At 60.3% G+C, this 24,919-nt stretch carries 24 protein-coding genes and 2 pseudogenes; 6 read left to right on the top strand and 20 right to left on the bottom strand.

What is annotated here, in order from left to right; translation table 11 throughout:
• Nucleotides 1-190: 190 nt before the first annotated feature.
• Complete coding sequence (locus tag LB547_RS22235) at nt 191-880, top strand: haloacid dehalogenase type II (RefSeq protein WP_140523330.1); 690 nt, start codon at nt 191-193, stop codon at nt 878-880.
• 147 nt (nt 881-1,027) lie between these two features.
• Here LB547_RS22235 and LB547_RS22230 read toward each other — a convergent pair whose 3' ends face one another.
• The 5 genes from LB547_RS22230 to argE all read right to left on the bottom strand — a co-directional run bounded on the left by LB547_RS22230 (nt 1,028) and on the right by argE (nt 6,233).
• A complete protein-coding gene (locus LB547_RS22230; RefSeq protein WP_140762147.1) occupies nt 1,028-2,503 on the bottom strand; it encodes an NAD-dependent succinate-semialdehyde dehydrogenase in 1,476 nt (491 codons plus the stop codon).
• A 20-nt stretch (nt 2,504-2,523) separates the two neighbouring features.
• Nucleotides 2,524-3,567, bottom strand: a complete 1,044-nt coding sequence (locus LB547_RS22225) for a tartrate dehydrogenase (protein ID WP_140523325.1) — start codon at nt 3,565-3,567, stop codon at nt 2,524-2,526.
• Between the two features lie 229 nt (nt 3,568-3,796).
• A complete protein-coding gene (locus LB547_RS22220) occupies nt 3,797-4,153 on the bottom strand; it encodes a cupin domain-containing protein (RefSeq protein WP_140523322.1) in 357 nt (118 codons plus the stop codon).
• Nucleotides 4,154-4,167: 14 nt separating this feature from the next.
• On the bottom strand, nt 4,168-5,091 hold the full coding sequence (locus tag LB547_RS22215) for a 2-hydroxyacid dehydrogenase (protein WP_140523319.1): 924 nt from the start codon (nt 5,089-5,091) through the stop codon (nt 4,168-4,170).
• Between the two features lie 17 nt (nt 5,092-5,108).
• Nucleotides 5,109-6,233, bottom strand: coding sequence for an acetylornithine deacetylase (gene argE / locus LB547_RS22210; RefSeq protein WP_140523316.1), 1,125 nt, complete (start codon nt 6,231-6,233; stop codon nt 5,109-5,111).
• Nucleotides 6,234-6,460: 227 nt separating this feature from the next.
• Here argE and LB547_RS22205 point away from each other — a divergent pair, with 227 nt between their 5' ends.
• Nucleotides 6,461-7,339, top strand: coding sequence for a GNAT family N-acetyltransferase (locus tag LB547_RS22205; protein WP_140523314.1), 879 nt, complete (start codon nt 6,461-6,463; stop codon nt 7,337-7,339).
• 224 nt (nt 7,340-7,563) lie between these two features.
• On the opposite strand, the pseudogene LB547_RS22200 reads toward LB547_RS22205, so the two are convergent.
• From LB547_RS22200 to LB547_RS22180, 5 genes and pseudogenes are all read right to left on the bottom strand, one after another.
• Nucleotides 7,564-7,698, bottom strand: a pseudogene (locus LB547_RS22200) (ACP phosphodiesterase); the annotation flags it as partial.
• Complete coding sequence (locus LB547_RS22195) at nt 7,680-8,366, bottom strand: amidohydrolase (protein ID WP_318013174.1); 687 nt, start codon at nt 8,364-8,366, stop codon at nt 7,680-7,682. The gene LB547_RS22195 and the pseudogene LB547_RS22200, both read right to left, overlap by 19 nt.
• 623 nt (nt 8,367-8,989) lie before the next feature.
• Nucleotides 8,990-9,226 carry a hypothetical protein gene (locus LB547_RS22190; protein ID WP_140523311.1) on the bottom strand — a complete coding sequence of 79 codons (237 nt, stop codon included), beginning with the start codon at nt 9,224-9,226 and terminating at the stop codon, nt 8,990-8,992.
• A gap of 512 nt (nt 9,227-9,738) precedes the next feature.
• A complete protein-coding gene (locus LB547_RS22185) occupies nt 9,739-9,876 on the bottom strand; it encodes a hypothetical protein (RefSeq protein WP_224656193.1) in 138 nt (45 codons plus the stop codon).
• 254 nt (nt 9,877-10,130) lie between these two features.
• Complete coding sequence (locus LB547_RS22180) at nt 10,131-11,141, bottom strand: SDR family oxidoreductase (protein WP_140555432.1); 1,011 nt, start codon at nt 11,139-11,141, stop codon at nt 10,131-10,133.
• A gap of 171 nt (nt 11,142-11,312) precedes the next feature.
• On the opposite strand from LB547_RS22180, the gene LB547_RS22175 reads away from it, so the two are divergent.
• The 3 genes from LB547_RS22175 to xth all read left to right on the top strand — a co-directional run bounded on the left by LB547_RS22175 (nt 11,313) and on the right by xth (nt 13,704).
• Nucleotides 11,313-11,528: a hypothetical protein gene (locus tag LB547_RS22175; protein ID WP_140523309.1), complete on the top strand. Its 216-nt coding sequence runs from the start codon at nt 11,313-11,315 to the stop codon at nt 11,526-11,528.
• Nucleotides 11,529-12,734: 1,206 nt separating this feature from the next.
• The gene (locus tag LB547_RS22170) at nt 12,735-12,917 is read left to right on the top strand and encodes a DUF3606 domain-containing protein (RefSeq protein ID WP_140523303.1); all 183 of its coding nucleotides are present in this window, start codon (nt 12,735-12,737) and stop codon (nt 12,915-12,917) included.
• Nucleotides 12,918-12,927: 10 nt separating this feature from the next.
• Entirely contained in the window at nt 12,928-13,704 is a 777-nt protein-coding gene (gene xth, locus LB547_RS22165; RefSeq protein ID WP_140523301.1) for an exodeoxyribonuclease III, read from the top strand.
• Between the two features lie 215 nt (nt 13,705-13,919).
• Here the strand turns inward: xth and LB547_RS22160 are convergent, their stop codons facing one another.
• On the bottom strand, nt 13,920-14,795 hold the full coding sequence (locus tag LB547_RS22160; protein WP_224656195.1) for a hypothetical protein: 876 nt from the start codon (nt 14,793-14,795) through the stop codon (nt 13,920-13,922).
• Between the two features lie 430 nt (nt 14,796-15,225).
• Between LB547_RS22160 and LB547_RS22155 the strand changes: the two are divergent.
• Nucleotides 15,226-15,792: pseudogene (locus tag LB547_RS22155) on the top strand (transposase); the annotation flags it as partial.
• Between the two features lie 496 nt (nt 15,793-16,288).
• Here the strand turns inward: LB547_RS22155 and LB547_RS22150 are convergent.
• From LB547_RS22150 to LB547_RS22110, 9 genes are all read right to left on the bottom strand, one after another.
• Nucleotides 16,289-16,462: a hypothetical protein gene (locus LB547_RS22150; protein WP_181167739.1), complete on the bottom strand. Its 174-nt coding sequence runs from the start codon at nt 16,460-16,462 to the stop codon at nt 16,289-16,291.
• 54 nt (nt 16,463-16,516) lie between these two features.
• Nucleotides 16,517-17,557: a CobW family GTP-binding protein gene (locus tag LB547_RS22145; protein ID WP_140523298.1), complete on the bottom strand. Its 1,041-nt coding sequence runs from the start codon at nt 17,555-17,557 to the stop codon at nt 16,517-16,519.
• Nucleotides 17,550-17,882 (bottom strand): hypothetical protein, encoded by a 333-nt coding sequence (locus LB547_RS22140; protein WP_140523295.1) that lies wholly within the window; start codon nt 17,880-17,882, stop codon nt 17,550-17,552. The genes LB547_RS22145 and LB547_RS22140 overlap by 8 nt, the downstream gene beginning before the upstream one ends.
• Before the next feature lie 183 nt (nt 17,883-18,065).
• Complete coding sequence (locus tag LB547_RS22135; protein ID WP_140523293.1) at nt 18,066-19,280, bottom strand: sugar ABC transporter substrate-binding protein; 1,215 nt, start codon at nt 19,278-19,280, stop codon at nt 18,066-18,068.
• 30 nt (nt 19,281-19,310) lie between these two features.
• Nucleotides 19,311-20,321, bottom strand: coding sequence for an ABC transporter permease (locus tag LB547_RS22130; RefSeq protein ID WP_140523290.1), 1,011 nt, complete (start codon nt 20,319-20,321; stop codon nt 19,311-19,313).
• A complete protein-coding gene (locus LB547_RS22125; protein ID WP_140523288.1) occupies nt 20,321-21,295 on the bottom strand; it encodes an ABC transporter permease in 975 nt (324 codons plus the stop codon). Before LB547_RS22125 ends, LB547_RS22130 begins: the two co-directional genes overlap by 1 nt.
• Nucleotides 21,296-21,297: 2 nt before the next feature.
• Nucleotides 21,298-22,833, bottom strand: coding sequence for a sugar ABC transporter ATP-binding protein (locus LB547_RS22120; protein ID WP_140523285.1), 1,536 nt, complete (start codon nt 22,831-22,833; stop codon nt 21,298-21,300).
• 318 nt (nt 22,834-23,151) lie between these two features.
• Nucleotides 23,152-24,051 carry a polysaccharide deacetylase family protein gene (locus LB547_RS22115; protein ID WP_140523283.1) on the bottom strand — a complete coding sequence of 300 codons (900 nt, stop codon included), beginning with the start codon at nt 24,049-24,051 and terminating at the stop codon, nt 23,152-23,154.
• Nucleotides 24,052-24,092: 41 nt separating this feature from the next.
• Nucleotides 24,093-24,857, bottom strand: a complete 765-nt coding sequence (locus tag LB547_RS22110; protein WP_224656196.1) for a FadR/GntR family transcriptional regulator — start codon at nt 24,855-24,857, stop codon at nt 24,093-24,095.
• Between the last annotated feature and the right edge of the window lie 62 nt (nt 24,858-24,919).

The following is a 24,919-nucleotide window of genomic DNA, read 5'->3' as shown; positions in this document are numbered from 1 at the left end:
CAGCGGGCCGATCGCGCTCCCCTCGCAGACCGAAACGGTCTCGGGCGCAACTCTCTGCCAAGGCTCTACCGCGATACGAAACAATCTGCTTCGGGGCGCATCGAATGCGGCGACTCGTCTTGTTCGGCTCTCATTATGATCCTCGCTGTTAAAGGCACGCAGTGCCGAAAGATTGGAAGGATCGACGCCCATGACCCAGTTCAGACCGAAATACATCACTTTCGACTGCTATGGCACGCTGACCAACTTCGACATGGCCGGCGCGGCGCGACGCGTTTATGGCGCGCGACTATCCGCAACCGTGACGGCGCAGTTCATCAAGGACTTCTCGGCCTATCGTCTCGATGAGGTTCTTGGCGCCTGGAAGCCTTATAGCGAGGTCGTGCACAATTCCGTGGAGCGCGCCTGCAAGCGCAACAATGTGACGTTCCGGCCTGAGGACGCCCAGCGCATCTATGCGGAAATACCGACATGGGGTCCGCACCCGGATGTACCGGCGGGGCTGGCCAAGGTCGCCAAGGAGATTCCGCTGGTGATCCTGTCGAACTCCATGAAGAGCCTGATCATGTCGAACGTGGAGAAACTCGGCGCACCTTTCCACATGGTCATCACGGCCGAGGAGACCGGCGCCTACAAGCCGCATATGAAGGGCTTCGAGCACATGTTCGACAAGCTCGGCTGCGGCCCGGAAGACATTACGCATGTGTCGTCCTCGTTCCGCTACGATCTCATGACCGCCTATGATCTTGGCATCAAGAGCAAGGTCTGGGTGAATCGCGGCCACGAGCCCGCGAACCCCTTCTACGAATACACCGAGATCAAGGACATCGGCGGTCTGGCCGGCGCCGTCGGGCTGGAGCCCGTTCGTGAATTCGCCTGAACGTCTGTTGCCAGTGCAGTCGCCAAGCTGCGGCGCTCCCCACCTCGTTAATGATCACCGGTCGCAATACGGAGAAAGGGGCGGTTTTCACCGCCCCTTTCTTGTTGTTCCAACACTTTGGAAGCTGCAGGTGTTTCCACCTACTTCCTAGTTAAGCCCGCCAACATGAAGGGTCTTGACCTCGAGATATTCCTCGATGCCAAGCTGCGATCCTTCGCGGCCCACTCCTGACTGCTTGACACCGCCGAAAGGCGCAACCTCGGTCGAGATGAGGCCGGTGTTGAGCCCGACCATGCCGAACTCCAGCGCCTCGGCCACACGCCACGAGCGCTTGAGGTTCTCCGTATAGAAATAGGCAGCAAGGCCAAATGGCGTACCGTTCGCGATCGCGATAGCCTCTTCCTCCGTCTCGAAGCGAAAAAGCGGCGCCACCGGGCCGAACGTCTCTTCCGATGCCAGCAGCATATCGGTCGTAGCCTGTCCCAGCACGACGGGCCGTGCATATTGCTTGCCGTCCGGCACCGTCTCGCTCTGGGCGATGATCCGCGCGCCTTTCGCCTGTGCATCCGCGATGTGACGCTCGATCTTGTCGATCGCGGCCGAATTGATCATCGGGCCGATCTCAGTGCCGTCATCGGTCCCTGCGCCAACCTTCATTCGCGATACGCGCTGGCTCAGCTTTTCTGCGAAAGCCTCGTAAACGCCCGCCTGCACGAGAATCCGGTTCGCGCAAACGCAGGTTTGACCCCCATTGCGGAACTTGGATGCGATCACCCCCTCGACTGCGTTGCCCAGATCGGCGTCGTCAAACACGATAAAGGGCGCGTTGCCGCCGAGCTCGAGGCTGAGCCGCTTGATGCTATCGGCCGCGCCACGCATGAGCAGCGCTCCTACGCGGGTCGAGCCGGTGAACGAGATCTTGCGCACCGTCTCGTTGGCCATCAGTTCGTTGCCGATTTCGGTGGGCATGCCGGTGACAATGTTGATCACCCCGGCCGGAATACCTGCCCGTTCCGCCAGAACGCCGAGCGCCAGCGCCGAGAATGGCGTGAATTCCGACGGCTTAATGACAACCGTACAACCCGCGGCCAGCGCCGGCGCCACCTTGCGCGTGATCATCGCGTTGGGGAAATTCCATGGCGTGACGATGGCACAGACGCCGACGGCCTCCTTCAGCACCAGAATGCGGCGGTCGGGCGTTGGCGACGGAATGGTCGAGCCACCGATCCGGCGTGCTTCTTCGGCGAACCATTTCACGAAGGAGGCGCCATAGCGGATTTCACCGCGTGCCTCCGCCAGAGGCTTGCCCTGTTCCAGCGTCAGCAGCAACGCCAGGTCCTCTTCATTTTCCCGTATCAGGCTGTGCCAGCGTTCCAGAAGCGCTCCGCGTTCGGCATGGGTCCTGGCTCTCCAGTCCTTGAACGCTGCCTGCGCTGCATCTATTGCAGCCCTTGTCTCATCCCGGCCCATGTCGGGTACGGTTCCAAGCACTTCCAAACTGGCCGGATCGATCACATCGACAGTCGCGTTGCTGTGCGCATGCTGCCAGACATCGCCAATGAGTCCCCGCTGGCGAAACAGGTCCGCATCCTTCAGGAAACCAATCTTCGTTATTGCGTTCATGGTTCTTTTCCTCTGCTCTTTCAGCTTAATCCGGCCAGCACGGCCTGCGTGATTGCTTCAGTCCTGTCCTTGCCTGCAATCGTGCCTATCCCGCGTGCGGTTGCGGACTCGATTGCCGACATCACTTCGGCTGCCGCCTGCCGCTCGCCCAGATGCCCGAGCATCATGGCGCCGGACCAGATCGCGGCGATCGGATTGGCGATACCGAGATTTGCGATATCGGGTGCCGAACCATGGACCGGCTCGAACATCGAAGGCGCGCTGCGATCGGGATTGATATTGGCGGAGGCGGCGTAACCCAGCCCGCCCTGAATGGCCGCTCCAATATCCGTGAGGATGTCGCCAAAAAGGTTGGAGGCGACGATCACGTCGAGGCTTTCAGGCGCCAGCACCATGCGGGCGGCAATGGCGTCGACGTGGTATTGCGAGACCTCCACATCGGCGTAGTCCTTCGCCACCTCGCGCGTGACCTCATCCCAGAAAACCATGGAATGTCTCTGCGCGTTGGATTTGGTGACGGATGCAAGCTGTTTGCGGCGCGTCCGCGCCTGTTCGAATCCGAAGCGAAGGATCCGTTCGACACCCGCACGCGTGAAGATTGCCGTCTCGATCGCGACCTCATTGGCCGTGCCGGTATGAATGCGCCCACCGGCGCCGCAATATTCGCCTTCCGTGTTCTCGCGGATGCACAGGATATCGAAACCATCACGGCGAAGGGGTCCCCGAACGCCTGGCAACAGCCTGTGCGGCCGTATGTTGGCATACTGCGTGAATCCTTTGCGGATCGGCAGGAGCAGTCCGTGAAGCGATACGGAGTCGGCCACCTTCGCTGGCCACCCCACGGCGCCGAGGTAGATCGCATCGAATTTCTGTAGGATCTCGACGCCGTCTGGGGGCATCATCGCACCGGTTTCCAGGTAGTAGGCGCACGACCATGGGAACCTTGTATTCTCAAGGGCGAAACCGCCTCGCTTTGCCGCAGCCTGCAGCACGTCCCATCCCGCCTCGGTCACCTCCTTGCCGATGCCGTCGCCTGGGATGTGCGCTATCGTGTAAGCCTTCATTGAGGTCCTCCTGGAGACCGACGGGCACCGAAGGTCGCAGCTTGCTCAACATTGCAGCGACATTCGGCATCTCGTACCTGGTTTCATCAGAACAATAGTCGACAGCGCGCCGCATTTTTCGCCGAGAATGAGCCGCCCGACCGCGTCGAATCGCGTCGGGCGGAATCTGGAAAGTCGATTGTTCTGGAACCGCCGCGCGCGCTATTCGGCCGGACCTTGAGCGTTGAGCTCAGTCGTAAACGCTGACGTAGATCTTGCGCACGGTTTCGATCGTGCGCCAGACGCCGACAAAGCCGGGCTTCATCACGAAACTGTCTCCGGTACGGTAAGTCTTGGTCTCACCGCCCTTCTCCTCGATCTCGACGAGACCCGAAACGATGTGGCAGAACTCGCAGGTAGTGCCCTTGATCGAATGCGTCTCGCCGGGCGTCGCCTCCCAGACGCCGGTCAGGACCTTTTCGCCTTTCGAGGCATCCTGCGCCCACGTCTTGAAGGATGGATTGCCCGAAATGAGCCGCTCTGGAGTTGGCAATGCCTCCTTCGGCGCGAAGGCTGGATCTGTGTCGATCGTGATCAGAAGTGACATGTCATGTTTCCCTGTTAGTAGCCGAGTGTCCGATCGACGAGGCCGATCAGTTCTTCCCCGGCGCGGTGGCGCCGGATATTGTCCACGACGGATTGCGCCGCGGAATCTGCTTGCGTTACGGAAGCGATGTGCGGCGTGATCATCACCTTCGGGTGCCGCCAGAGCGGATGGCCGTCCGGCAGCGGCTCGGGATCGGTGACATCGAGCATTGCGGCATCAAGGTGCCCGCTATCGAGAGCCTGAAGCAGGGCGGTTTGGTCTAACTGCGGCCCGCGGCCGACATGCAGCAGCCTCGCCCCGGCAGGCAGCCGGGAGAAGAGGGCCGCATCGAGGATGCCACGGGTTTCTTCCGTCAGCGGCAGCAGGCAAACGAGAATGTCCGTGCGCGCGAGGAAACCGGCAAGCTGATCCGCTCCATAAAAGCAGGTGACGCCGTCGATCTCCTTCCTGCTTCGGCTCCAGGCAGCGAGGGGAAAGCGAAACGGCAGCAATCGCTCGATAGCCGCCTGCGCCAGCATGCCGAGGCCGAGAAAGCCCACGCGGCGCTCGGCGGCTTGCGGAGCGGCAAGACCGAGCCACGCTTGGCGCTTCTGCTGTTCACGATACGCCACCATATCCCGGTGGAGACTCAGCACGCCGAGAACGACATATTCCTGCATCATGCGAATGATGCCGTCCTCGACCATGCGCACCAGCTTCACCTGCTGAGGCAGGCTCTCACGCTTGAACTGGTCGACGCCGGCGCCAAGCGAAAACAGCACTTCGAGATTGCGATAGCGCGCGATGTCATCTGGTGCCGTCCAAGTCAGGAGGTAGCGCACCTTCTCCGGGTCGACACATTCGCTGCTGTGGAACAATTCGACGTCCGGGAGCTCGCGTGCGAAAACCTTGCGGAAGACCGCTGCGCGCACCGGGTCGGAATTGAAAAGAAAAGCCATGAAACCGCCCTCTCCGGCTATGCGGCTAGGCGCGTGCCGAGACGCTCGATCATGCTCCGGCAGGCAACAAGTTCGCCGATCTCGATATATTCGTTGGCACGATGAGCCCGGCTGATATCGCCGGGACCGCAGATGATCGCGTCGATGCCGGCCTGCTGATAGAGGCCAGCCTCCGTGCCGTAACTTACCGCAGGCAGCGGCTCTTGCCCCGTCAACTCGGCCAGAAGGGTTGTCAGTTCACTCTTCTGCGGGAGCGAAAGACCGGGATACGCGCTCAACTCATGCCACGCCACGTCAAAGCCGCTGTCACGGAGAGCGATTAGCTGGGCCTTTACCGGCTCAAGCAATGATGATGGGGAAACACCCGGCACGGCACGGAGCTCGATATCGGCGGTGCAGCGATCAGGGATGATGTTGACGGCTTGGCCGCCAGCGATGACACCAACCTGCAATGACGAGTATGGAGGCGCGAAATCCGTGTCGAACGGCCCATCCGCAAGGGTCTGACCATAGGCCACGATCTGCGTGACGAGACCTGACATTGCATGCACGGCATTCAGTCCCAGCTCGGGCCGTGAAGAATGACCGGACCTGCCTATCACCTCGAGCCGCGCGGCCGCCTTGCCTTTGTGCCCCCGCACGGCTTCCATTCGGCTCGGCTCACCGATAATCGCGCCAAGCGGCTTCTCGCACAGGCTTGGCAGGGCGGCGATGAGATGCGGCACACCACGGGCACCCGCCTCCTCGTCATAGGAGAATGCGAGATGAATGGGCCGCTGCAAGTTCGTCGCCGCAAGCCGCGGCAGCGCAGCCAGCACGCAGGCAAGAAAGCCCTTCATGTCGGAGGTGCCTCGGCCATGAAGCCTGGCACCATCTTGGCGCAGAACAAAGGGATCCGAGTTCCATTCCCGCTCACCGGCCGGCACGACATCCAGGTGGCCCGACAAGATGTAGCCGCGGGCACGCCGCGGCCCGATCGTGACAAACAGGTTGGACCGGTCGCCTTCGGGGCCGCAAAGGACGGTCGTTTCTGCTCCGGCCGCCTCGCAATATTCACGCACCCAGTCGACGATCGCGCCGTTGGGCGAGCCCACGACCGAGGGGAACGCGATCAGCGTCGCTAGAATTTCTTCGACATTCACCGGGCGCCGCTCCACTCGCAGTTCGCTGGATGCGACAAGTGTGGCAGCAGGCGAGAGCATTCCGTGCCGAATGAAGCTATGCTTTGGCCGAAGATTTCGAATATTGGCCCGGAACCAGCGAAACCTGCTGGCTTTCGGGTGTAATCATAAGGCAAAAGACGGCTGCGGCACCGTCAGCGACGACAGGACGTGCTCGCGAGTTGGATATAAGGAGCAGGTCGACTGAAATGCAGAGATCAGTGCGCCTGAAGTCTTTCGAACTGGTCGCGCGGGACATCGATGATGTTGACGTCGAGTTGCTGCACGCGCTGTCGATCTCAGTCCGCTGGCCGCATCGGCCAAAGGACTGGGATATTCTGCGCCGCGCCGGCCGCGGCATTGTTGCCGTAGACGGCATTGGTCGGGTTTTCGGCAGCGCGATGTGGTTTCCGCAAGGGGACGATTTCGCCACCATTGGCGTAGTGATCACAACGCCCCGCACGCAAGCGCAAGGCGGTGGCCGATGGCTTATGGACCAAGTGCTTGAGCAGTGTGGCGATCGCAATCTGGCGCTCAACGCCACCCATGTCGCCTATCCTCTCTATGTCTCACTTGGCTTCACGACCGAGGCCATCGTATATATGCGACAGGGGGAGGTTCCGCTGGTACTCCCGGCCATGGCTGATTTGGAAGGTGAATTGCAGACGCTGCCGAGCGACAGGCTGAATGAGATCATCGAGCTGGATACGCGCGCGTTTGGAACAAACCGCGAGAGGCTGCTCGCATTGCTCTCAGCGGATGCCTCGATCTGCACTTTGAGCCGTGGCGGCGAGATCGTCGGCTACTCCATGTGTCGCGAGTTCGGGCGTGGCTACGTGATCGGCCCGATGGTCGCGCGCAGTGATCTGGACGCGGTCCATCTCACAGCCGTCCATCTGAGAAATCTTGCAGGACGGTTCGCCCGAGTCGATACCCGGGAGAAGGATGGCATGTTTGCCGCGTTTCTCGAGCAGTGCGGCCTTGGCATTGCCGAAACCGTTACGACCATGTCCAAAGGGCGTCGCTTCCTGAACCGGGAAGAAAACGGACCGTGGGTTTATGGATTGGCTGGCCACGCATTGAGCTGACTGCGGCACCACAATGCGACCGAAAGACGCCACTGCAGATTGTGGTAGTGCATTTCCACGACTATGCCTTCGTAGTGGCATTTCTGGGTTACCCGTTCCCTTGAAGATATCTTCGGTGTGGGCCATCCGCCATCAATCACTCTCGCATTGTTGCGAAAGGCAGCAAGCAGGCCGCCCTTCCCTCAGCCTCCGGATCGCAGCCGTCTAGGGGCTCCGTGACAACATCAGGCATCCTTTGGAAGCACCTGAAGGACCCGTGCGATGAACATATGGAACTCGGCCATGTAGTTGCGCAAGAACTCCTGCGTGGATTCGACTGTGACTTCGCCGCCGTCCGTGATCAGGCCCGGCGTGAACTGGTGCCGGCCTGCAACACACCGACCGTGACCACTGCCGCATCGGTGGCGGCAACCTCGCGGGACACGATGGTCTGAAGTCGCAGGACGACGGATGCCGCCATAACGGCGGGATCTATACTCGCTTGCGGCATCGACCCATGGGCCCCTCGTCCGAACAGCCGGATTTGAAGGCTGTCCGCCGCGGAGGTGATTGGCCCGGCGCTGCCGGCGACGGTGCCGGCGGGACCGACCATGACATGCTGGCCAAGCACGACATCAGGCGTGGGGAAGCGTTTAAGCAGACCGTCATCGATCATGGCCTGGGTGCCTTGGGCGGTTTCTTCACCAGGCTGGAAGACGGCCATCAATGTACCCTTCCAGTCTTTGCGCGTCTGCGCCAACAGCGTGGCCGCACCGACAAGCCAGGCGACGTGCATGTCGTGGCCGCACATATGCCCTACCGGCACCGTGTTCCCTTCGGCGTCCGTCGCCGTGACCTTGCTGGCCAAGGCGAGGCCCGTATTCTCGGCGATCGGGAGCGCGTCCATGTCGGCCCGCAGCATCACCGTCGGCCCCTTGCCGTTGCGGAGCAATCCCACCACACCCGTCTTGCCCACCCCGGCTGTTACCTCGTAACCGGCGTTCTTGAGCCTTTCAGCGGCAATGCCCGCTGTTCGCGTCTCCTGCATCGACAGTTCCGGATGGGCGTGAATGTCTTTGTAGAGCGCCTCAAGATCGGGCAGCAGCCTGCCCATGTTCGACAGGACGGCGGATGTGTCCTCACGAGAAGTATGCTTCTTCATGACAATCTCCTGCCGACGGCTTGGACAACCGGCCTTTTAAGCCTTCGATGGCCCAGCGGAGTAGACGATGATCATTGCTGTCCCCTGTATCGACAGCAAGTCCGATTCCTATGATCAACCAAATCGTGACCTCATCCCGATACGGTGCCGGTGTTCCGGGCGAAGCCTTCATGCGTATTTGCAAGGGCTCGGCCTCGATGGCTTAGTCGCCTTGTGGCGATGTCAAAGATCAGTTTCGGGGGGCGAACTGTCCACTCACCAGTCATCCTTGATCGATTTCCATAGCTGCGAGCTTGGCTACTTGCTCTGCCAAACGATCGCAGGGAGGCGAAACGTACGGATACGCTTCCCGGAGGGCCACTGCCCGTGCGGCTAGTTACGTCGGTCTTGTCCGCGTCGTGCACGGCTTGGCAGCAGCAGGCTTATTTCGACCGTGCTCCCGGCAAACGACATCCCAATACAAATTTGCATTTCGGTCCGCGATTAGACGGCCGAGACACTACCATATCTTAGCGCGAGCCAAACGCCGGCATTCGTGACGTCCAGATCGCCAAGCCGATGATGACGATTAATATCCAAAAGAGCGAATTGAAGAGCATGCGAACAAGGTCGCGGTTTTGGTCCTTGGTAACGCCAAGCCGATCCGAGATCGAGATAATGTCACCGGGCGCGATCAACAGCCAGATTATGAGACGAACGAGTCTTGCCATGCAATTCCTTGCCTCTCCAGCCAGATAGGAAAGCATCAACCGGCGCTCAAGTCGAGCGTGCCACACACGAAGCATGCACTGGCTCGCGCCCGGTCGGGTTCGCATCATTCGAAGCAGAGATGAGACCAGTTCGGTGAAGAGAAAGCTGCGATCTTTGCAAGTTGTCCCGAACTCGGCATCCCTCGCCAGGCGATCCCGCGCTTGCCCGACCGGGTTCAAAGGTTTGTGTGAAGCTCGATAGCCCTCGGGGCCGGATCACGGAACGTGGTCTGTCCTGCGAAACACATATCATGCCGCCGACATTCCCCTTCGTGCTGAGAGCATCGATGAGACCGGGCCCCCTTCCCTTCGGGCTTTCCAGTTCCAGGCGCGATAGCGGGCCGTGGTTGTACTCGTGCGTCACCCGCTGAACGGTCTCCTTCTGCGCTTCACGAGGCCGGCGCTTTCGACTGCATGGCCATGACAAAGCTCCTTCCAAACTCGGTTTTGCCTTTGCCGTCGATGGCTGACGTGAATTCTATTGAAGAACGGAAGCTGCCCTCGGCGCCTCACCAGCGAATGACGATCACCTTATCTCTCCCGCCGCCCAGTTGGATCGCCTCGGTGCCATCGGACTTGCGGCTACCAATTTGAGCGTCGTCAACGATTTCTACCGCAGTAGGATTCATGCCAAAGGCTTCGTCCACTTCGGCGCTGCAGACCAGCGTCCGGCGGTAAATCCTTGATCTGCTCTAAAAGCTCGCGAACGGTCATTTCGCACCTGTTTCGTGGAAGTGGAAGACACAGATCGCAAACTGCCCCCCTCGCGAAATGTTCCTCCTGCACGGCGAATATCCCCGCAGGCGGAGCTGATGGCATCGCTCAGCCGCTCAGCGGATCTTGCGGGCGACGAGGTGATGAAGGATCCGCTTGGGAGCATCACCTTTGCCCCTTTGTTTGCTTATGGCTGCCCCTGGCCGCCGCCGGACCCGTAGATATTTCCGGTTGCGAAGCTTGCATCGTTGGCTGCCAACTGCACATAGATGGAGGCCAGTTCCGCCGGCTGACCCGGCCGTTCCAACGCAGTTGTGCTGCCGAATTTCTTGTATTTTTCCTCCGACGCGCCGCCGCTTATCTGCAGGGGCGTCCAGATCGGTCCCGGGGCCACGCCGTTTACGCGAATACCCTTAGGTCCGAGCTGCTTCGCCAACGACTTCACGTAGTTCATAGTCGCGGCCTTGGTCTGAGCGTAGTCGTAGAGCTCGGGCGAAGGATCGTAGGCCTGTTCCGAGGTCGTTCCGATTATGCAGGATCCTGGCTTCAGATGCGGCAGCACCGCCTTGATGATCCAGAACGGCGCGTAGATGTTGGTCTTCATTGTAGCGTCGAAGTCCTCGCTCGTTATGTCGAGGATGGAGGGTTTCGCCTGCTGCCGGCCGGCATTGCAGACGACGATATCGAGCCCGCCGAGCTGCTGCAGGGCGTCGGCAACCAATTTCTGGCAGAAAGCCTCCTCCCGCAAATCGCCGGGAAGCGCGACTCCGGTCCTGCCGGCATCTCGTATAAGTTGGATCACCTCACTCGCGTCGGGCTCTTCCGACGGATAGAAGTTGATCGCGACATCCGCTCCTTCGCGCGCATAAGCAATAGCGGCGGCCCGGCCCATACCGGAATCGCCTCCCGTGATCAGAGCTTTGCGACCCGCAAGCCGGTCTGAACCCTTGTAGCTGGTCTCTCCGTGGTCGGGTTTCGGCTTCATGTCGCGTGCCAGGCCGGGCCAGGGCTGCGTCTGTGCTTCGAATGGCGGCTTCGGGTACTTGGAGCGGGGATCTTGCATCGCGGGTCCGTTCTCTGAGATTTTGGTCGTTGTTTGCTGGGCGCTGGCCGTACCCGAGACGCCGGCCGCTATTCCGACTCCTGCTGCCGCCATGACTTCACGTCGGGACAATGAACGGGGACGGTCTTTGGTCATTCGACTTCTCCGAGGCGCGTGAAACGTCCGAACCGCCTCGGCCTGATAAGGCTCCTTGGTCCGATCGAGAGAGCCCGAGGAGGGCCGCCATGTCATCTTTTCTCCACGGGATGGCGAATTTTCTCCACGGGATGGCGAATGGCTGGGCGGCTGGTTGCGCAGGAGGTCCGATTGACCGCGAACCCAAGAGCTCTCAATGCCCGAGATAAGGAAGCAATGGAGCAAATCATCGGCTATGACAGCCGAAATTACCTCGACTGGGAGATCGGCAGTGCGTACGAGGCGATCCTGCTGGCGTTGTGGGCCCACAGAATTTCGCCCACCCAATTGACCGCTAGCAGAGTTCTTTGCCCGTTAGCGGCAACGCATCTTCGTCCAATGATTTGAGCCGGCCGATCCGGAGCTCGCGGCTGGTGATTGATCTAATCGGTCTGCACGACCGACATAATTTCACCTTTGACAAGCGCCTGGGGATTACGCGGCCTCTTCCGTCTCAGCGTAATTGACGGGATTCTGCAGGTATGACGGGTCGAGCCGTCGAGCCCAGTTCCTCTCAGCATCGAGCAGTTCATCCTCCTCAGTCAGGCCGTTCATAAAGAGCCTGAGGACGTGCGCAGCAATGCGCGCTGCTTCGTTCGAAGCAGGGGCTACGCCGCGCTCTTTGCAGACGGAGTGACAAACGTGGGCAAGCATAACAATATCGCTCGGCCCCAAAAAACGACCAGGATACAACATACCGTTCTCTGCTCAAAAGCTACTGATGGCTACCGGTTACGCAAGGTTACCAGCAGTTACAATTAACTATGATAGTCATGCACCTCGACTTTGCGAAACATCCATTGCGCCCTCGAAAGGGCGTCAGGTACCAGCAGCACTGAGGCCGAGCCGGACGCTGGGCTGATCTGGCTGCTCGGGAGAATGTGAGAGAGCCTGAAAACTTGGACGAAGTGAAGCCGCTGGACCCGGGAGCGGCAGTCCCGTGCGCTCTGTGGCCGCGGCTACCAATGCGATCAAAGCGTCCGTCATCGATCCTTGAATGCCGGCCGATCGCGCAAGCTCCAAACATTGGCGTCCGGTTCAAATGTCGCGCCGACCACCCGCTCCTTCTCCTCCGGCCCAGCGCCGGCGCCGCTCGACCGAGGTGATCACTTCAATCTGATGCTTCGTCATAGGGCTACTCCTAGTGCTGGCACTAGAACTTGCAGCCCTTCAGCCTATGTCAGCAAGGCTGCTTCACCGGATGGGTACCGGATTTCCAAAGAGGACATTCGTGCTTCTCGCGGTCGCTCGCCTCGCCATGTGTATATCGAGGAGAGATCGCCGCGATCTCCTATTCATTTCACCTGCACTTCGTCATTCCCGTATGGACCGGTATGTCGTCGATCAGCGCGCAGCGCTGGAACGGACGAAACTGAGGCAGGGGGTAATGTCCGGGTAGAGGGCGGCCTCTACGGCCGGCATGCGGAACCCGAACACATAGTTCGATCCAATAGCCGGCCCTGACTTTCAGTTCCACACTACGCGCCGATGAATTGAACCGGAAGAGTCCGGCCGCGTTGTTGGGAAATCGAAACGTAATCCTTGGAGGAAGAAATGGCCGCTACTCAAACAACTCGCGGGCGCAGCCAGGACCGCGCAAAGGTCGCTGGCGGGCAGAATCATGAGGTGAAATACGAGGCGGGCAAGAGTGGGGCAAGCAAAGCCGACGTCAAATCGGCCGTGAAATCGGTCGGCAACAGTCGCAAGAAGGTCAAGGACAAACTCGGAAAGAAATGAGCCACGACAAATGGTTCGGATTGCCACCTTCAATGTGAACGGTGTCAATGGACGGCTGCCCGTGCTCCTCAAGTGGCTCTCGGCCACCAACTACGACATCGTCTGCCTCCAGGAACTAAAAACGTCCGACGAGAAATTTCCGATCGAGGCCATCCGCGAGGCGGGGTACGGCGCCATCTGGCATGGCCAGAAATCCTACAACGGAGTGGCCATTGTAACTCGAGGGATGGACCCGGTTGAACGCCGGCGCGGCTTGCCTGGCGATCCTGATGACACTCACAGCCGCTACATCGAAGCCCAGGTGGACCGGCTCGTTGTCGGCTGTCTCTACGTGCCCAATGGGAATCCAGCGCCTGGTCCCAAGTTCGACTACAAGCTGCGCTGGTTCGACCGCTTGATCAGCCACGGCCAGGACTTGCTCAAAGCGGGAGCGCCGACAGTGCTGTGTGGAGACTACAACGTCGTTCCAACTCCGATTGACGCCGTGGTGCCGCGACGATGGCTCGGCGATGCGGTTTTCTTCCCCGAGAGCCGGCAAGCCTATGCCGAGATGCTTGAGGATGGCTGGATCGATGCGGTCCGGCGCATCCGCCCGGAGAAGGGGGTCTATACTTATTGGAATCACTCCTATGGCGGCGGCTACGACAAGAGTTCTGGCCTGCGAATGGACCATCTGCTCGTCAGTCCATCGTTGTCGCCCAGGCTTCGCGATGCCGGCGTGGATGTTGGGACGCGAGGGTGGGAAAAGCCCAGCGATCATGCGCCGGCTTGGATAGAGCTCGACTAGTCGATTTTGACGGGGCCAAGTTCAGATGTCAGCAGGTTCACGCCTTTGTCCGAAACTTGTCGCATATTTCGGACATGTCCTTGGTTGAGCCTGACAGCAATTTCCGTACGCGCGTGCTTGCACGGATCGAGTCCAAACCCGACGAGGTATGGACCCGCCGACTTTGCAGACTTCGGTGGAGGCATCGAGAAGAGCCTCAACGGTGGCAAACAGGGTCACACTCGACCTCGCCGTCTTTCCAACCCACGCGCCGCCTTTCGTGCGACCCTGAGGTCATCGAGAGTTGGCTGCCACCAAAGCGCGTCACCAATCTCCGTCTTGGTTCGCGAGGGCCAGGTCTTGATGAGCTCATCGAAGGCGGCGGGACGCCACCGACCCCAGACATAGTCATGGTGGTCTGGAAAGTCGGCGTACTGGGTACCAAGAATGTCGCCATCGACGGGCTCGCCATCGCACCCGATGAAGACGATGACACCGTAGCCCCGTGTCATTACCGGCCGGCCAAGCGGCGGAAGATCGTTTGGATCCAGCGGATAGCGCCTGCGGCGGCGTTCCGTGGCATGGGCGCGAGACGCCAGTTCTTGCGGAGACCCCTGCCTCTGCGCCGCGCGCTGTTTTCGCGCTTCGGGCTCGTTGCGAAGAGCGGCAGCCTCAATTTCCGCCCAGCGTCGATGCAGTTGTTCATAGGAGCGATATGGCACTTTCCAAGCGTGCCTGTCGGGATCCCAGGACGCAAACGGCACGTCGCGCATCACCTTCACCACCGAGCGAGAATATGGTGTTTGCACCTCCAGCCGATCCTGGTGCACGAACAGGTACTTGGAAACGATAGGATCGAAGGCGTAGGCGTCGCGTCCTCTGCTGTCAGCATGCACGCTCGATCCGGCGAGTTCTTGCTCCATCCAACGATTGACGCGCCGAGCTGCGGTCTTTCCCGGGACAAACCAGGCCTTGAGTTGATCGCTCCAGCGGGCCCGGGGAAAACTCTTCCGGAAGCGTTCGACGGTGGTCCGATCAAAGGGGAAGGACGCCGGCACGCCCGTTGAGACATTGTCATTCGAACCTGATCCATCCGTTCTCTTCATGATCATGGAGCCTTCACCGCATCTCTGACAGGAGAACGCTTTACGAAGGCGCAAGTGCCCTTCGCGCCGATGTCGGCAAGAACTCCCAGATTGCAGGAGGCGAACGTACCTTTGCTTACTTCGCTAGGGCCTGGGCGATAGCGCGATCGGCGATCCAGCGCGCAATGCAACAGGATCTGCGCTTTTCGTCCGGAAGCCCGAGAGGCCGATCAAGCTGGATTTGCACCAGCTTTCTTAATTCGAGACCGAAATCGAAATTCAACAGTGCCAATTATGTGGACCTTCTCGAGCACAGACACCTGACCGTTTCCATTCATCGCCCAAGGCCAGTTTATCGCTGGAAAGCCAAAGTGCGGGAATTCAGGAGAAATGGCCGCTGGATGCGTTTTTTCTGAAGGGGGTTGTCGAGGGGAGATACCCATGGCTGCACCAGTCTGTCGGCGCTGCCAAATTTGCAGATCGCATCCAGGACCTTTCCAACGACATTCCGGAGCTATGTGACATTATGGAGGCGTTGCTTGCCGCCCGACAGAAACTTCGCGAGCAGTTCACGGTGCTGCATGAAAGGTTGTTGTCGATCGTGAAGGATGACACGGTTCTGCAGGCGGTTGATGACCGTGCCTGGTATCGGCCCTGTCGTTGCGCTGGCTTTCAATGCCACGGTCGACGTTCCTGCACGCTTCAAGAACTCGAAAGCCGTAGGTCCGGCTCTCGGGTTGACGCCGCGGTTGCATCAATCAGGCGAGGACAATCGCGTCGGACGTGTTTCCCTGTGCGGTGACGCCATGATGCGGACGCTGCTTTATGAAGCCGCGCAAGTCTTGCTGACGGTGGTGAAAAAGTGGTCATGGCTGAAAACTTGGGGATGAACATCGCCAAACGTCGAGGCCGGCAAAGGGCGACCGTTGCCCTTGCTCGCAGAATGGCTGTCATCATGCACAGAATATGGTCCGACGGCGGTGAGTTCCGCTGGGCGCGAGAGGAAGCGACGGGGGTGATATAGCCGGGTCCACCAAACGAAAGGGAGAAGATCCGATAACGGGATCCGCCAAGGGCGGATACATGTCCTTCGCGGGACGGAGGATGAAGAGAGGACGTGCCGGGACTCGTTTCCACCGCGGCAACGTGGTGAGAACGCTGTTTAGATTGTCCCCTTCATTCCAACTGATCCCATGCTGGGAGGGCCAAAGCGCCGATCCCGAAGAGAAGCAGGGCCTCGCGAAAGACATCAAATGCCCATGGTAGAGGAAGCTTGAAAGCGATTGACTTCAACACACCGAATAGAGAAGTCCCGGCATTTGCTGGAGCGGATTGAGAGTGAAGCGCTCGGGCTGGGAAGCTCATGCCTTGCAGATGAACTCGTAGGGGGTGAGACTTTGAGGGTTTCGAGTCTGCGACCGAAATTGTAGGCCGCGACCAAATCGGCAAGATGCCGACGCAGTTGGGCGTGATCGTGGTTCTGGGATGCCGCACCGAGCCGCAGCGTGTATGAGAGGCGCTCAACATCGCGTCGGCCGCGCCGCGCTTGGCGGTTTGTGTCTTCTGAGCGGGGAGCGGCTTTCGCTTGGGACGAAGGCAGCGTGATGCTGATCATCGCCGCCGCGCTTCGGTCGCCGATGACGCATGATCATCAGCAGCACCAGCATCGCCACGATGATCATCATGATCGGCATGCCAATGACCATCGCCGCGGTCGGTTGGTCCGTGTGGGGTACATTGGCGCTCGGCTACGCGCCGCCGATCACCATGACTTTGGGCTGGCTGGCCAATGCGAATGCAGCGAATGAGCGCTGCACCCGTTCTAAATCGAGGCCGTCGGCAATGATGACCAGCCGCGATGTGCGGTCTTGGCTCGGCCACGCCTCCATATGTACAGGAGGATGAACGAGATGCTGCACACCGTGGACCGCGACCGGGCGGTCTTCACCTGCGATGTTCAGAATGCCCTTCACCCGAAGGACACGCTCTCCATGTCTGTTGAGCAGCATGGTGAGCCATAAGCCGAACGCGGTCCAATCGACTTGCTCGTCCCAGACCAGGACGCAGGATGCGATCGCCGCTTGATGCGCCTGTCCGTCGGCAGTCGCCAACACGGCAGCCTCCTCGCAGAAGAAGCCTGACTGCGATTGCAGCTGGCTTGCACGGGCTACAGTCTCCTGCTCGAACAGATCTCGTGCGCAGAACCCGGAGCGGACATTCAGTATCGGGGCATCCGGATTGATGCGCTCCAGCCGATCTGCAAGTCGCCCGATTTTGGCGTCGTCAGCGAGATCGGTCTTGGTCATGACCAGCCTGTCGGCAATGGCCACCTGACGATTGGATTCGATATATCGGTCGAGGTTGGCAATCCCGTTCATGACGTCGACGGTGGTCACCACATTTCCCACGATGAAATGGTGCTTCAGCATCGGATCGGATTTTAGCGTCGAAAGAATCGGAAATGGGTCAGCCAGCCCCGTACTTTCGACCACTACCTGCCGGAACGGGGATATCTGGCCTCGCTCCCGCTTCGAATATAGATCGCGGATCGCGTCGGCCAGTTCACCGCGCACGGTGCAGCACACGCAGCCGGACTGAAGCAGTACCATGGTTTCGTCAATTCGTTCCACCAAGTGGTGGTCGAGCCCAACCTGGCCGAATTCATTGATGAGCACGGCCGCGTCCGATAGATCAGGGTCATCAAGCAACCGTTTCAGAAGCGTCGTTTTGCCCGAGCCGAGAAAACCTGTCAGCAGGTGGACCGGGGTGAAAGGCGGTAGTTCAGCCATCGCGACCGGCTTCGAAGCTTGCGATGACATCGGCCTCCAACGGATCGCAAGTCCTGCCCGAAAGACGCTCCGCAGCCTGCCATAGGTGTCCGAGATCGTTGATGATCTCGGTCTTGCCCGTTCGCGTTGAAATGACAAAGGCCGTCCCCTGCCAGTCCGCCAGCCGCATGCCGAAGGAGGCCAGGATGAGATTAGCTATCCTGACGCGATTGGCGCGCTCACGGCGCCGGTCAACGTTTTCGACGTTGCGCGTGTAAACGCCGGGCCGGGCCACGGCATCGGTCCAATGTTCGTTGCTGCCTAGAACGCCGCATAGCGAGCACATGATCTGCTCCTTGGATGACCGTCTTCGGAGACCGTTTGACCCCGACAGGGCCTTACAGTTCCTCTGTAGGTGGTTGCCCTGCCTGGCGATGCCAAGTCCCCCCTGCCTGGTCTACCGCAGGCTTCGACCAGAAGAAGAACGCGGTCTCGGAAATGCCGAGGCCGCGTTCTTCTGTCGAGGAACTCAAGGGGCCGGGATCGGCTTAACCTTGTTTGGCTCCAGCCAGCCCTTGGTCGGCTCACATTTTCCGCAGTTGATGCCGGGCAAATTGTCGGCGTAGGTCACGTCGGGCAGATCCTTGATGGTTGCGCCCGGCGTGGGCGTACCATCTTGCACCGACTTCAAGCTGAGTTCGGGCAGCAGATCGCCGTTCAGCGAGGTGTCGATGAAGAGCGGTGGCACCTTGTCGGCAGGGAAAGTGTTGCAGCCGTCAACGAAGGTCTCACCCTGGCAGAGCTTCACATCCTGCGGCTCAACCCATGGCAGCGGATATTCGATGTTGTTAGCGGTTAGCTTCTTCTTGCCGGTCACGACTTCCATCATGAGCTTGAAGGCGTAGCCGCCAACGGCCGGACCCGCGCTCGAGGAGACGCCTTTCAGGCCCTTGGCCTGCATTGCCGGATCCGCCATCGCGAGACGATAGCCGTTGTTGGACTGGCCGGCAATCACGACCAGCTTGTCGGGACGACTGTTGATGACGGCTTGCAAAGAGCCAAAGGTGCCGTCAACCGTCCAGATACCGTCGACGTTGGGGTGCGCGGCTAGGATCTTGGCAACCTCCTCCTGCGAGGTCGCGTCGTTCCAGTTGCCATAGAAATCGCCGACGATCTTGATGTCGGGATATTTCTTGAACACGCCATAGGCCTGTTCGTCATAGGTCTTGGTCACGGTCGTGCCGGCGACGCCGTGGTTGAAGATCAGCTCTCCCTTGCCGCCCATCTGGTTCACCATCCACTGCGCCGTATTGGCGCCGTAACGGGCGGTGATGTTGGAGACGTTGTGCGCGCAGGACTCCGTAACCGTACTGTCGTATGTGAACACCACGACGCCTTGATCGCAGGCTTGCTTGATGGTGCGGTTGAGCGCAGTCGGCGAGAGCGGATACAGAAGAATGGCGTTGGCGCCTGCCGCGATCATGCTCTGGAGGTCAGATATCTGCTTCTGCACGTCGGTGCCGGAGATAATGGTCTTGAACTCTACCTGGTTGTCGTAAGGCGGGGTCGAAGCCAGTGCCTTGATGCCGTTGGCGGCGCTCGCCTGCCAGGTGTTGCCGCTGTAGCTCATGTTCAGGAACACCTTGTAGGTATCCTGGGCATTCGCGCTGGATGTCCCCAGACCAAGCAACGTGGCGGCGATGGCCGCCCGGCCGTAAGTCAGTCTACGCGAAGCGTTCTTCATGTTCTTTCTCCCATTTGAAGCGACCGCCGACTAACGGCTTCGCAGATTGAGCCGCCCACGCTGGAGCAGCAAAGCGATGATGATGATCCCGCCCTGCACCAGGTCGCGGAATCCCTGCGAGAGGCTGAGCGTGGTGATGACGGTGGACAACGTGCTGAGGAAGAGCGCGCCGGCAAGAGTTCCGAGATAGATGCCGGAGCCACCGGTGACCCGTGCGCCGCCGATGACGACGGCGGCGATGGAGGGCATCAGCAGCGCATCGCCCATGTCAAGCGTCGCGCTCGAGGAATAGCCGGCCAAGAGGATGCCGGTCATTCCGGCACAAAGGCCGCTGATGGCATAGACTGCGATGGTGAGCGCGGCGATCGGCAGGCCCAGCACGTTGGCCGCGCCAGGGCTGCTGCCAATGGCGTAGAGCTTGCGGCCTTCCGCGCTCTTGTTCTGGAACAGCCAGGCGAACACCGCAAAGACGATTATGAAATAGACGGGGTAGGGTACCCCCAGCCAGCGGGAGCTCATGAACTGCTGGATCGCAGGAGCGACCGATTGTTGCGAATTGCCCGCGGTGAAACCCAGCGCCACCCCGAAGAATGTGATGCCGGACGCCAGCGTCACGATGAAGGGCGGGATCTTGGCAATCGCCACACCGATGCCGTTGATGAGACCGATGCCAAGACAGCACAAGAGGGTAAGCGGAATGGCGTACAGCAGCGCGTCGTTGCTGCCGCGCGTAAGTTCCGCGATCATCATGCCGCCGACACCGATGACCACGCCCAGTGACAAGTCGATGCCGCCCAGAAGGATCACCAGCCCCTGCCCGAACGAAGCGACCACCAGGAAGATGGCGGTAACCAGTATGGCGGTGAGCTGGTCGAACGAACCGAAATTGGGACTGGCGATCTTCGTGCCGATGACCAGCAGCGCCGTGGCGGCGAACACGGTGATCGGCGGCACAAGGTCCGATGAGACAAGTGCGCGGCGCGCGCTCTGCGCGCCGTGCTCGGACGTCTGTGCCGGGGTCGTAATGTCCTTGTCGGTCATCAGGCTTCCCTTCTCGCGGAACGGCGCGCCAAATAGACGGAGGCTTGGCCGAAAAGGATTGCCAAGATCATGATAAGTCCGTTGAAGATGTTGGTGTAAAAGTCAGCCACGCCGAGCGCGAACAGCATCTTTTGCAACACCGTCAAAATACCTGCACCGGCCAGCGTGCCGACCACCCCGCCGCGACCGCCGAACAGGGACGTGCCGCCGATCGCGACCGCCGCGAACATGAACAGCAAGAAGGAATCGCTGATGCGTGGATCGCCCGAACCGATCTCGGCGCTGAAAACGAAGCCGGCCATGGCATAGAACAGGCCGGCGGCCACGAAAGCGAATAGCCTGGTGGCGCGGATATTGAGCCCCGAGAGCCGCGCGGCCGTCTGATCCGTGCCGACCGCGTACATTGCTATGCCCATGCGCGAATGCTTGAGCAGAAACCAGAAGACGAGCACCAGCACCAACAGGATCGCCGGCACGGGAATGCGTAGAATGTCGCCGGTGATGCCATAAGCGATGGATTCCACCACCTCGCCGCCAGGTGCCGGAAGGATGAGGAGCGCGATGCCTTGGCATGCGATCAGAGAACCGAGCGTCACGGCGAGCGACTGCAGTCCAAAATAGGCGACCAGTATGCCGTTGAGACCACCGACCACGAGGCCGACCAACAGAACCAGGCCGAAGCTGCCAAGGGCGCCCGCATCGCCGCCACTCACCGTCGCCACCACCACATTCGCGATGGCGATCACACCGGGGCCCGAAAGGTCCAGCTCGCCGCATACCACGACGAGCGTCAGTCCCGTTGCGGCGAGGGCGAGTACGATGGCGTTGTTGAGGAGGTTACCGATGCCGAACAGCGAGAGTGCCGAAGGCTCGTGGGCGGCATAGACGGCGAACATGACGATAAGCAGGCCGATGGCGGCGACCGCTCCGTTGCCTAGAATTGTCAAGCGGCCGCGAGGCGTATCGGATGCCATCGTTACGCCCCTTGGGCGGCAGGCCGCCGCGACCCGTCGCGATAACCGGATGCCAGCGACAGCATACGGTCCTGTGAGAGATGGTCGCGGCCCAGCTCGCCGGCAATCGAATTGCGGTAGAGAACGAGGCAGCGATCACAGAGCTGAACGAGTTCGTCCAGTTCAGTCGAATAGAACAGGATCGAGCCGCCATCGCGCACGAACGCGCGCATCATGGCGTATATGTTGCGCTTGGCGCCGACATCGACACCGCGCGTGGGATCGAACAACAGCAGGCACCGCGCGCCCGTTATCAGCGCCCGCGCCAGCACCGCCTTCTGCTGGTTGCCGCCCGAAAGCGCGCCGACGTTGAGGGGCAGGAGCTGCTTCGAAAGGTTCACTGCCGGGGTTACCTGCTCCACCAGCCGCAGCTCGGAAGATCTGTTTACGAGCTTGAATGGGCTCACCTTGTCTATCACCGGCAGCGAGATATTCGCCTGCGTGGTGAGATCGTGAAACAGTCCTTCGGACTTTCGTTCCTCCGGCACCAGCACCATGCCGAGCCTACGCGCCGCGCGAGGCGAGCCGACCGAAGTCGCCTTGCCTGCGATCGAGATCGTGCCCTCTCGCAGCGTCGACAAGCCCACCAGCGACTTGAAGAGACTGGACTGCCCGTGACCCTCCAGACCCGCCACACCAAGAATCTCGCCGGGAGCCAGCGAGAAGCTGATATCATTGACGCCAGGGCCGATCAGGTGACCGACCTCCAGCGCCGGCGTGGCGCCGACGCGAACCGCCGACGGCGCCTTCTCCGCGGATTCAACCACGGAGCGACCGGCCATACTGCTGAATATCGCTTCGTCGCTCATGGATTCAACATCGCTTTCCAGCACCTTGCGGCCGTTACGCAGGATAACGCAGCGCTGGCACAAGCGGCGGATCTCGTCGAGCTTGTGGCTTATGTAGAGCACTGACGTGCCGCCACGAACAGCGGCATCGACCAGCTTGAAAAGCCATTCACGGTCGGAGAGCGCGGCGGTCGCTTCGTCGAGCACCAGCACGGCCGGGCGGTGCCGCAGCGCACGCACGATCTCGACCTTCTGGCGCATGCCGAGCGGCAGATCCTCGACCAGCCGCCGGGGCGCGATATCCGCCACGTCATGGGCTTGAAGAATCTCAGCCGCCTCACGCTCGATGTTGCGCGCCGACACCAGACCAAGGCGGTTGAGTGCCGGGCGCGGCAGGAACAGGTTCGCGGCCACTGACAATGTCGGAATCAGGCTGAGTTCCTGGAAGGCGGTTGCTATGCCGGCCAAGCGGGCGTCCACAATGCCCTGCGGCTTGAAAGGAGCGCCGCGCAATTCGATGGAGCCGGTATCAGGTGTGACGACGCCACTCAGTATCTTCACGAGTGTCGACTTGCCGGCGCCATTTTCGCCGAGCAGACCGCACACTTCGCCGGAGCGCATTTCAAACGAAATATCCTCAAGCGCAATCGTGGCACCGTAGCGCTTGGACACGGATCGGAAATCAAGGACGTTGTGCGTTCTATCCTTCATTCCACCTCTTCCCAGTCTTCCCTATTTGGTCAGACCAAGATTGGAGCTAGCACGCCTTACCCGCCATGACAATTAAGAAAACTTGCAAGAAAGCTTGAATTTTCAGCACATTTGGTCTGACCGGAAATGGGTGGTCGAAAAGCAATGCGAAGGGCACCAAATCCACCATCAATTCTGCTGTTTCCAGCAGAATTGACGGGAGCTGCCATCGGCGAGATGACACAGAAAGTATAATCAATCCGATCTATCGGGTCTGACCACTCAAGCGAACCGGGCCGGAGACCGCGCGGCGATCCCGGCATAGTACGCCGAAGCCGCTCAGGATTTGGGACGTGCCTTGCCGCTGCGCGGGAAGCGCTTGCCGAAATCGGCCGCGATCTCTTCCATCTTGACGAACTTCACGCCCTCGAAGCCCTTCATATAGTCATGGAGCCGTTCGTGCATCTTCAGCACATGCGGCTTGCCCGACACGTCGGGATGGATCGTCAGCGGGAACACGGCATAGTCGTAGTTCTCGTAGACCCAGTCGAACTGGTCGCGCCACATCTGCTCGATATCGCGCGGGTTGACGAAGCCGTGACTGTTGGGCGAGGCCTTGATGAACATCATCGGCGGCAGGTCATCGAGATACCAGGATGCCGGTATCTCGATGAGATCGGTCTCCTCGCCTTGCGAATACGGCTTCATCCAGCTGGATGGATGCTTGGAATAATCGATCTTCGTCCACTGGTCGCCGACCGTCACATAGTAGGGGTGATGGTCGTTATGCATCAGCGAGTGGTCGTAGAGCAGCCCCTTCTGCTTCAAAAGCTCATTTGTTTTCGAGCCGAACTCCCACCAGGGAGCGACATAGCCGCGAGGCGCCTTGCCGCAAAGCTTGGTGATCAGGTCGACGCACTTGTTGAAGATGGCCTCTTCCTGCTCGGGCGACATGGCGATCGGGTTCTCGTGGCTGTAGCCATGCATGCCGATCTCGTGGCCAGCGTCCGCCACTTCCTTCATTTCGTCCCAAAAGCTCTCGATGGAATGACCGGGGATGAACCATGTCGTCTTGATCCCCCACTTTTCGAACATCCGAAGCAGCCGGAGGCTGCCGACCTTGCCTGCGAAGGCGCCGCGAGAGATGTCGCAAGGGCTGTCCTCACCGCCGTAGGAACCCAACCAGCCGGCGACAGCGTCAACGTCCACTCCGTAGGATACAAACATTTCTTTCGGCATCTCTCTTCCTTTCGTTGTTCATGTCCCCGGCCGAAGGGCGTCTAGGGTAGTTGCGAGGGTGGAAGACCGGCCCGGCTTCCCGCCATGCTGATATGTTTGCGCATGTAGTAGTTGGCGCCATCGGGATCGCCCATGGCAATCGCCTCCAGGATGCGATCATGCTCCTGCACCGCGAACAGCAGATTGCCCCGCCGCTCGGTGGGCAGGCGCTGGCTCTCCAGCAGCACGCTCGCGAATGTCTGGTGCATGTCCACCAGCAGCTTGTTGCGCGAGATGCGCATGATGAGGTTGTGGAAATCGAAGTCCGTCTGCGCGTAGGAATTGAGGTCCTTTTCGCGCGCCGCGTTGCGAAAGGCGATCGTGCATTCCTTCAGGTCGGCGATCTCCTGATCGGTATGGGTCAGCGCCGCGAGCTCGGCGGCGTAGGATTCGACGATGTAGCGGAACTGATAGACCTCGCTCAGCGAATAACGCGCCGCGAAGCGCCAGGACGGAGTTGCCGGTGCGCCGGAAGGGTCGGCACAAACGAAGCCCCGCCCTCCCTCGCGCGCAACGATCTCGCCGATGGTGGCGAGGATCGACAGAGCCTCGCGCAGCGTGGCGCGGCTCACATTGAGGTCGCGGGCCAGGTCGCGCTGCGGCGGCAATGTATCGCCTGGTCGCAACCTGCCGTCGCGGATCATCGACTGCAAGGCGGCCACCGTTGCCTGGGCCACACCGCCGCTGGCTTCCCGGCGCTCGCGCCGCAGGTCGGGCGGCTGTAAGGCCGCCGTCTTTCCATCATCACTAAGATTGCGTTTCATCATGGCTAGGCCCCAGCGTCAGCAGGAATTGTCGCCACATAGCTAGAACAAGATACATTTGGATG

Origin of the sequence: Mesorhizobium sp. B264B1B, from assembly GCF_020165765.1 — a bacterium.
GTDB lineage: Bacteria > Pseudomonadota > Alphaproteobacteria > Rhizobiales > Rhizobiaceae > Mesorhizobium.
The sequence above is the reverse complement of the archived record's forward strand: the minus strand, read 5'-3'. Positions and strand labels throughout refer to the sequence as shown.

Coding starts and splice junctions, on each gene's coding strand:
- LB547_RS22235 (WP_140523330.1), top strand. CDS start 191: ATGACCCAGTTCAGACCGAAATACATCACTTTCGACTGCTATGGCACG.
- LB547_RS22230 (WP_140762147.1), bottom strand. CDS start 2,503: ATGAACGCAATAACGAAGATTGGTTTCCTGAAGGATGCGGACCTGTTT.
- LB547_RS22225 (WP_140523325.1), bottom strand. CDS start 3,567: ATGAAGGCTTACACGATAGCGCACATCCCAGGCGACGGCATCGGCAAG.
- LB547_RS22220 (WP_140523322.1), bottom strand. CDS start 4,153: ATGTCACTTCTGATCACGATCGACACAGATCCAGCCTTCGCGCCGAAG.
- LB547_RS22215 (WP_140523319.1), bottom strand. CDS start 5,091: ATGGCTTTTCTTTTCAATTCCGACCCGGTGCGCGCAGCGGTCTTCCGC.
- LB547_RS22205 (WP_140523314.1), top strand. CDS start 6,461: ATGCAGAGATCAGTGCGCCTGAAGTCTTTCGAACTGGTCGCGCGGGAC.
- LB547_RS22195 (WP_318013174.1), bottom strand. CDS start 8,366: ATGCAGGAGACGCGAACAGCGGGCATTGCCGCTGAAAGGCTCAAGAAC.
- LB547_RS22190 (WP_140523311.1), bottom strand. CDS start 9,226: ATGCTTTCCTATCTGGCTGGAGAGGCAAGGAATTGCATGGCAAGACTC.
- LB547_RS22180 (WP_140555432.1), bottom strand. CDS start 11,141: ATGACCAAAGACCGTCCCCGTTCATTGTCCCGACGTGAAGTCATGGCG.
- LB547_RS22170 (WP_140523303.1), top strand. CDS start 12,735: ATGGCCGCTACTCAAACAACTCGCGGGCGCAGCCAGGACCGCGCAAAG.
- xth (WP_140523301.1), top strand. CDS start 12,928: ATGGTTCGGATTGCCACCTTCAATGTGAACGGTGTCAATGGACGGCTG.
- LB547_RS22160 (WP_224656195.1), bottom strand. CDS start 14,795: ATGATCATGAAGAGAACGGATGGATCAGGTTCGAATGACAATGTCTCA.
- LB547_RS22150 (WP_181167739.1), bottom strand. CDS start 16,462: ATGCCGATCATGATGATCATCGTGGCGATGCTGGTGCTGCTGATGATC.
- LB547_RS22145 (WP_140523298.1), bottom strand. CDS start 17,557: ATGGCTGAACTACCGCCTTTCACCCCGGTCCACCTGCTGACAGGTTTT.
- LB547_RS22140 (WP_140523295.1), bottom strand. CDS start 17,882: ATGTGCTCGCTATGCGGCGTTCTAGGCAGCAACGAACATTGGACCGAT.
- LB547_RS22135 (WP_140523293.1), bottom strand. CDS start 19,280: ATGAAGAACGCTTCGCGTAGACTGACTTACGGCCGGGCGGCCATCGCC.
- LB547_RS22130 (WP_140523290.1), bottom strand. CDS start 20,321: ATGACCGACAAGGACATTACGACCCCGGCACAGACGTCCGAGCACGGC.
- LB547_RS22125 (WP_140523288.1), bottom strand. CDS start 21,295: ATGGCATCCGATACGCCTCGCGGCCGCTTGACAATTCTAGGCAACGGA.
- LB547_RS22120 (WP_140523285.1), bottom strand. CDS start 22,833: ATGAAGGATAGAACGCACAACGTCCTTGATTTCCGATCCGTGTCCAAG.
- LB547_RS22115 (WP_140523283.1), bottom strand. CDS start 24,051: ATGCCGAAAGAAATGTTTGTATCCTACGGAGTGGACGTTGACGCTGTC.
- LB547_RS22110 (WP_224656196.1), bottom strand. CDS start 24,857: ATGATGAAACGCAATCTTAGTGATGATGGAAAGACGGCGGCCTTACAG.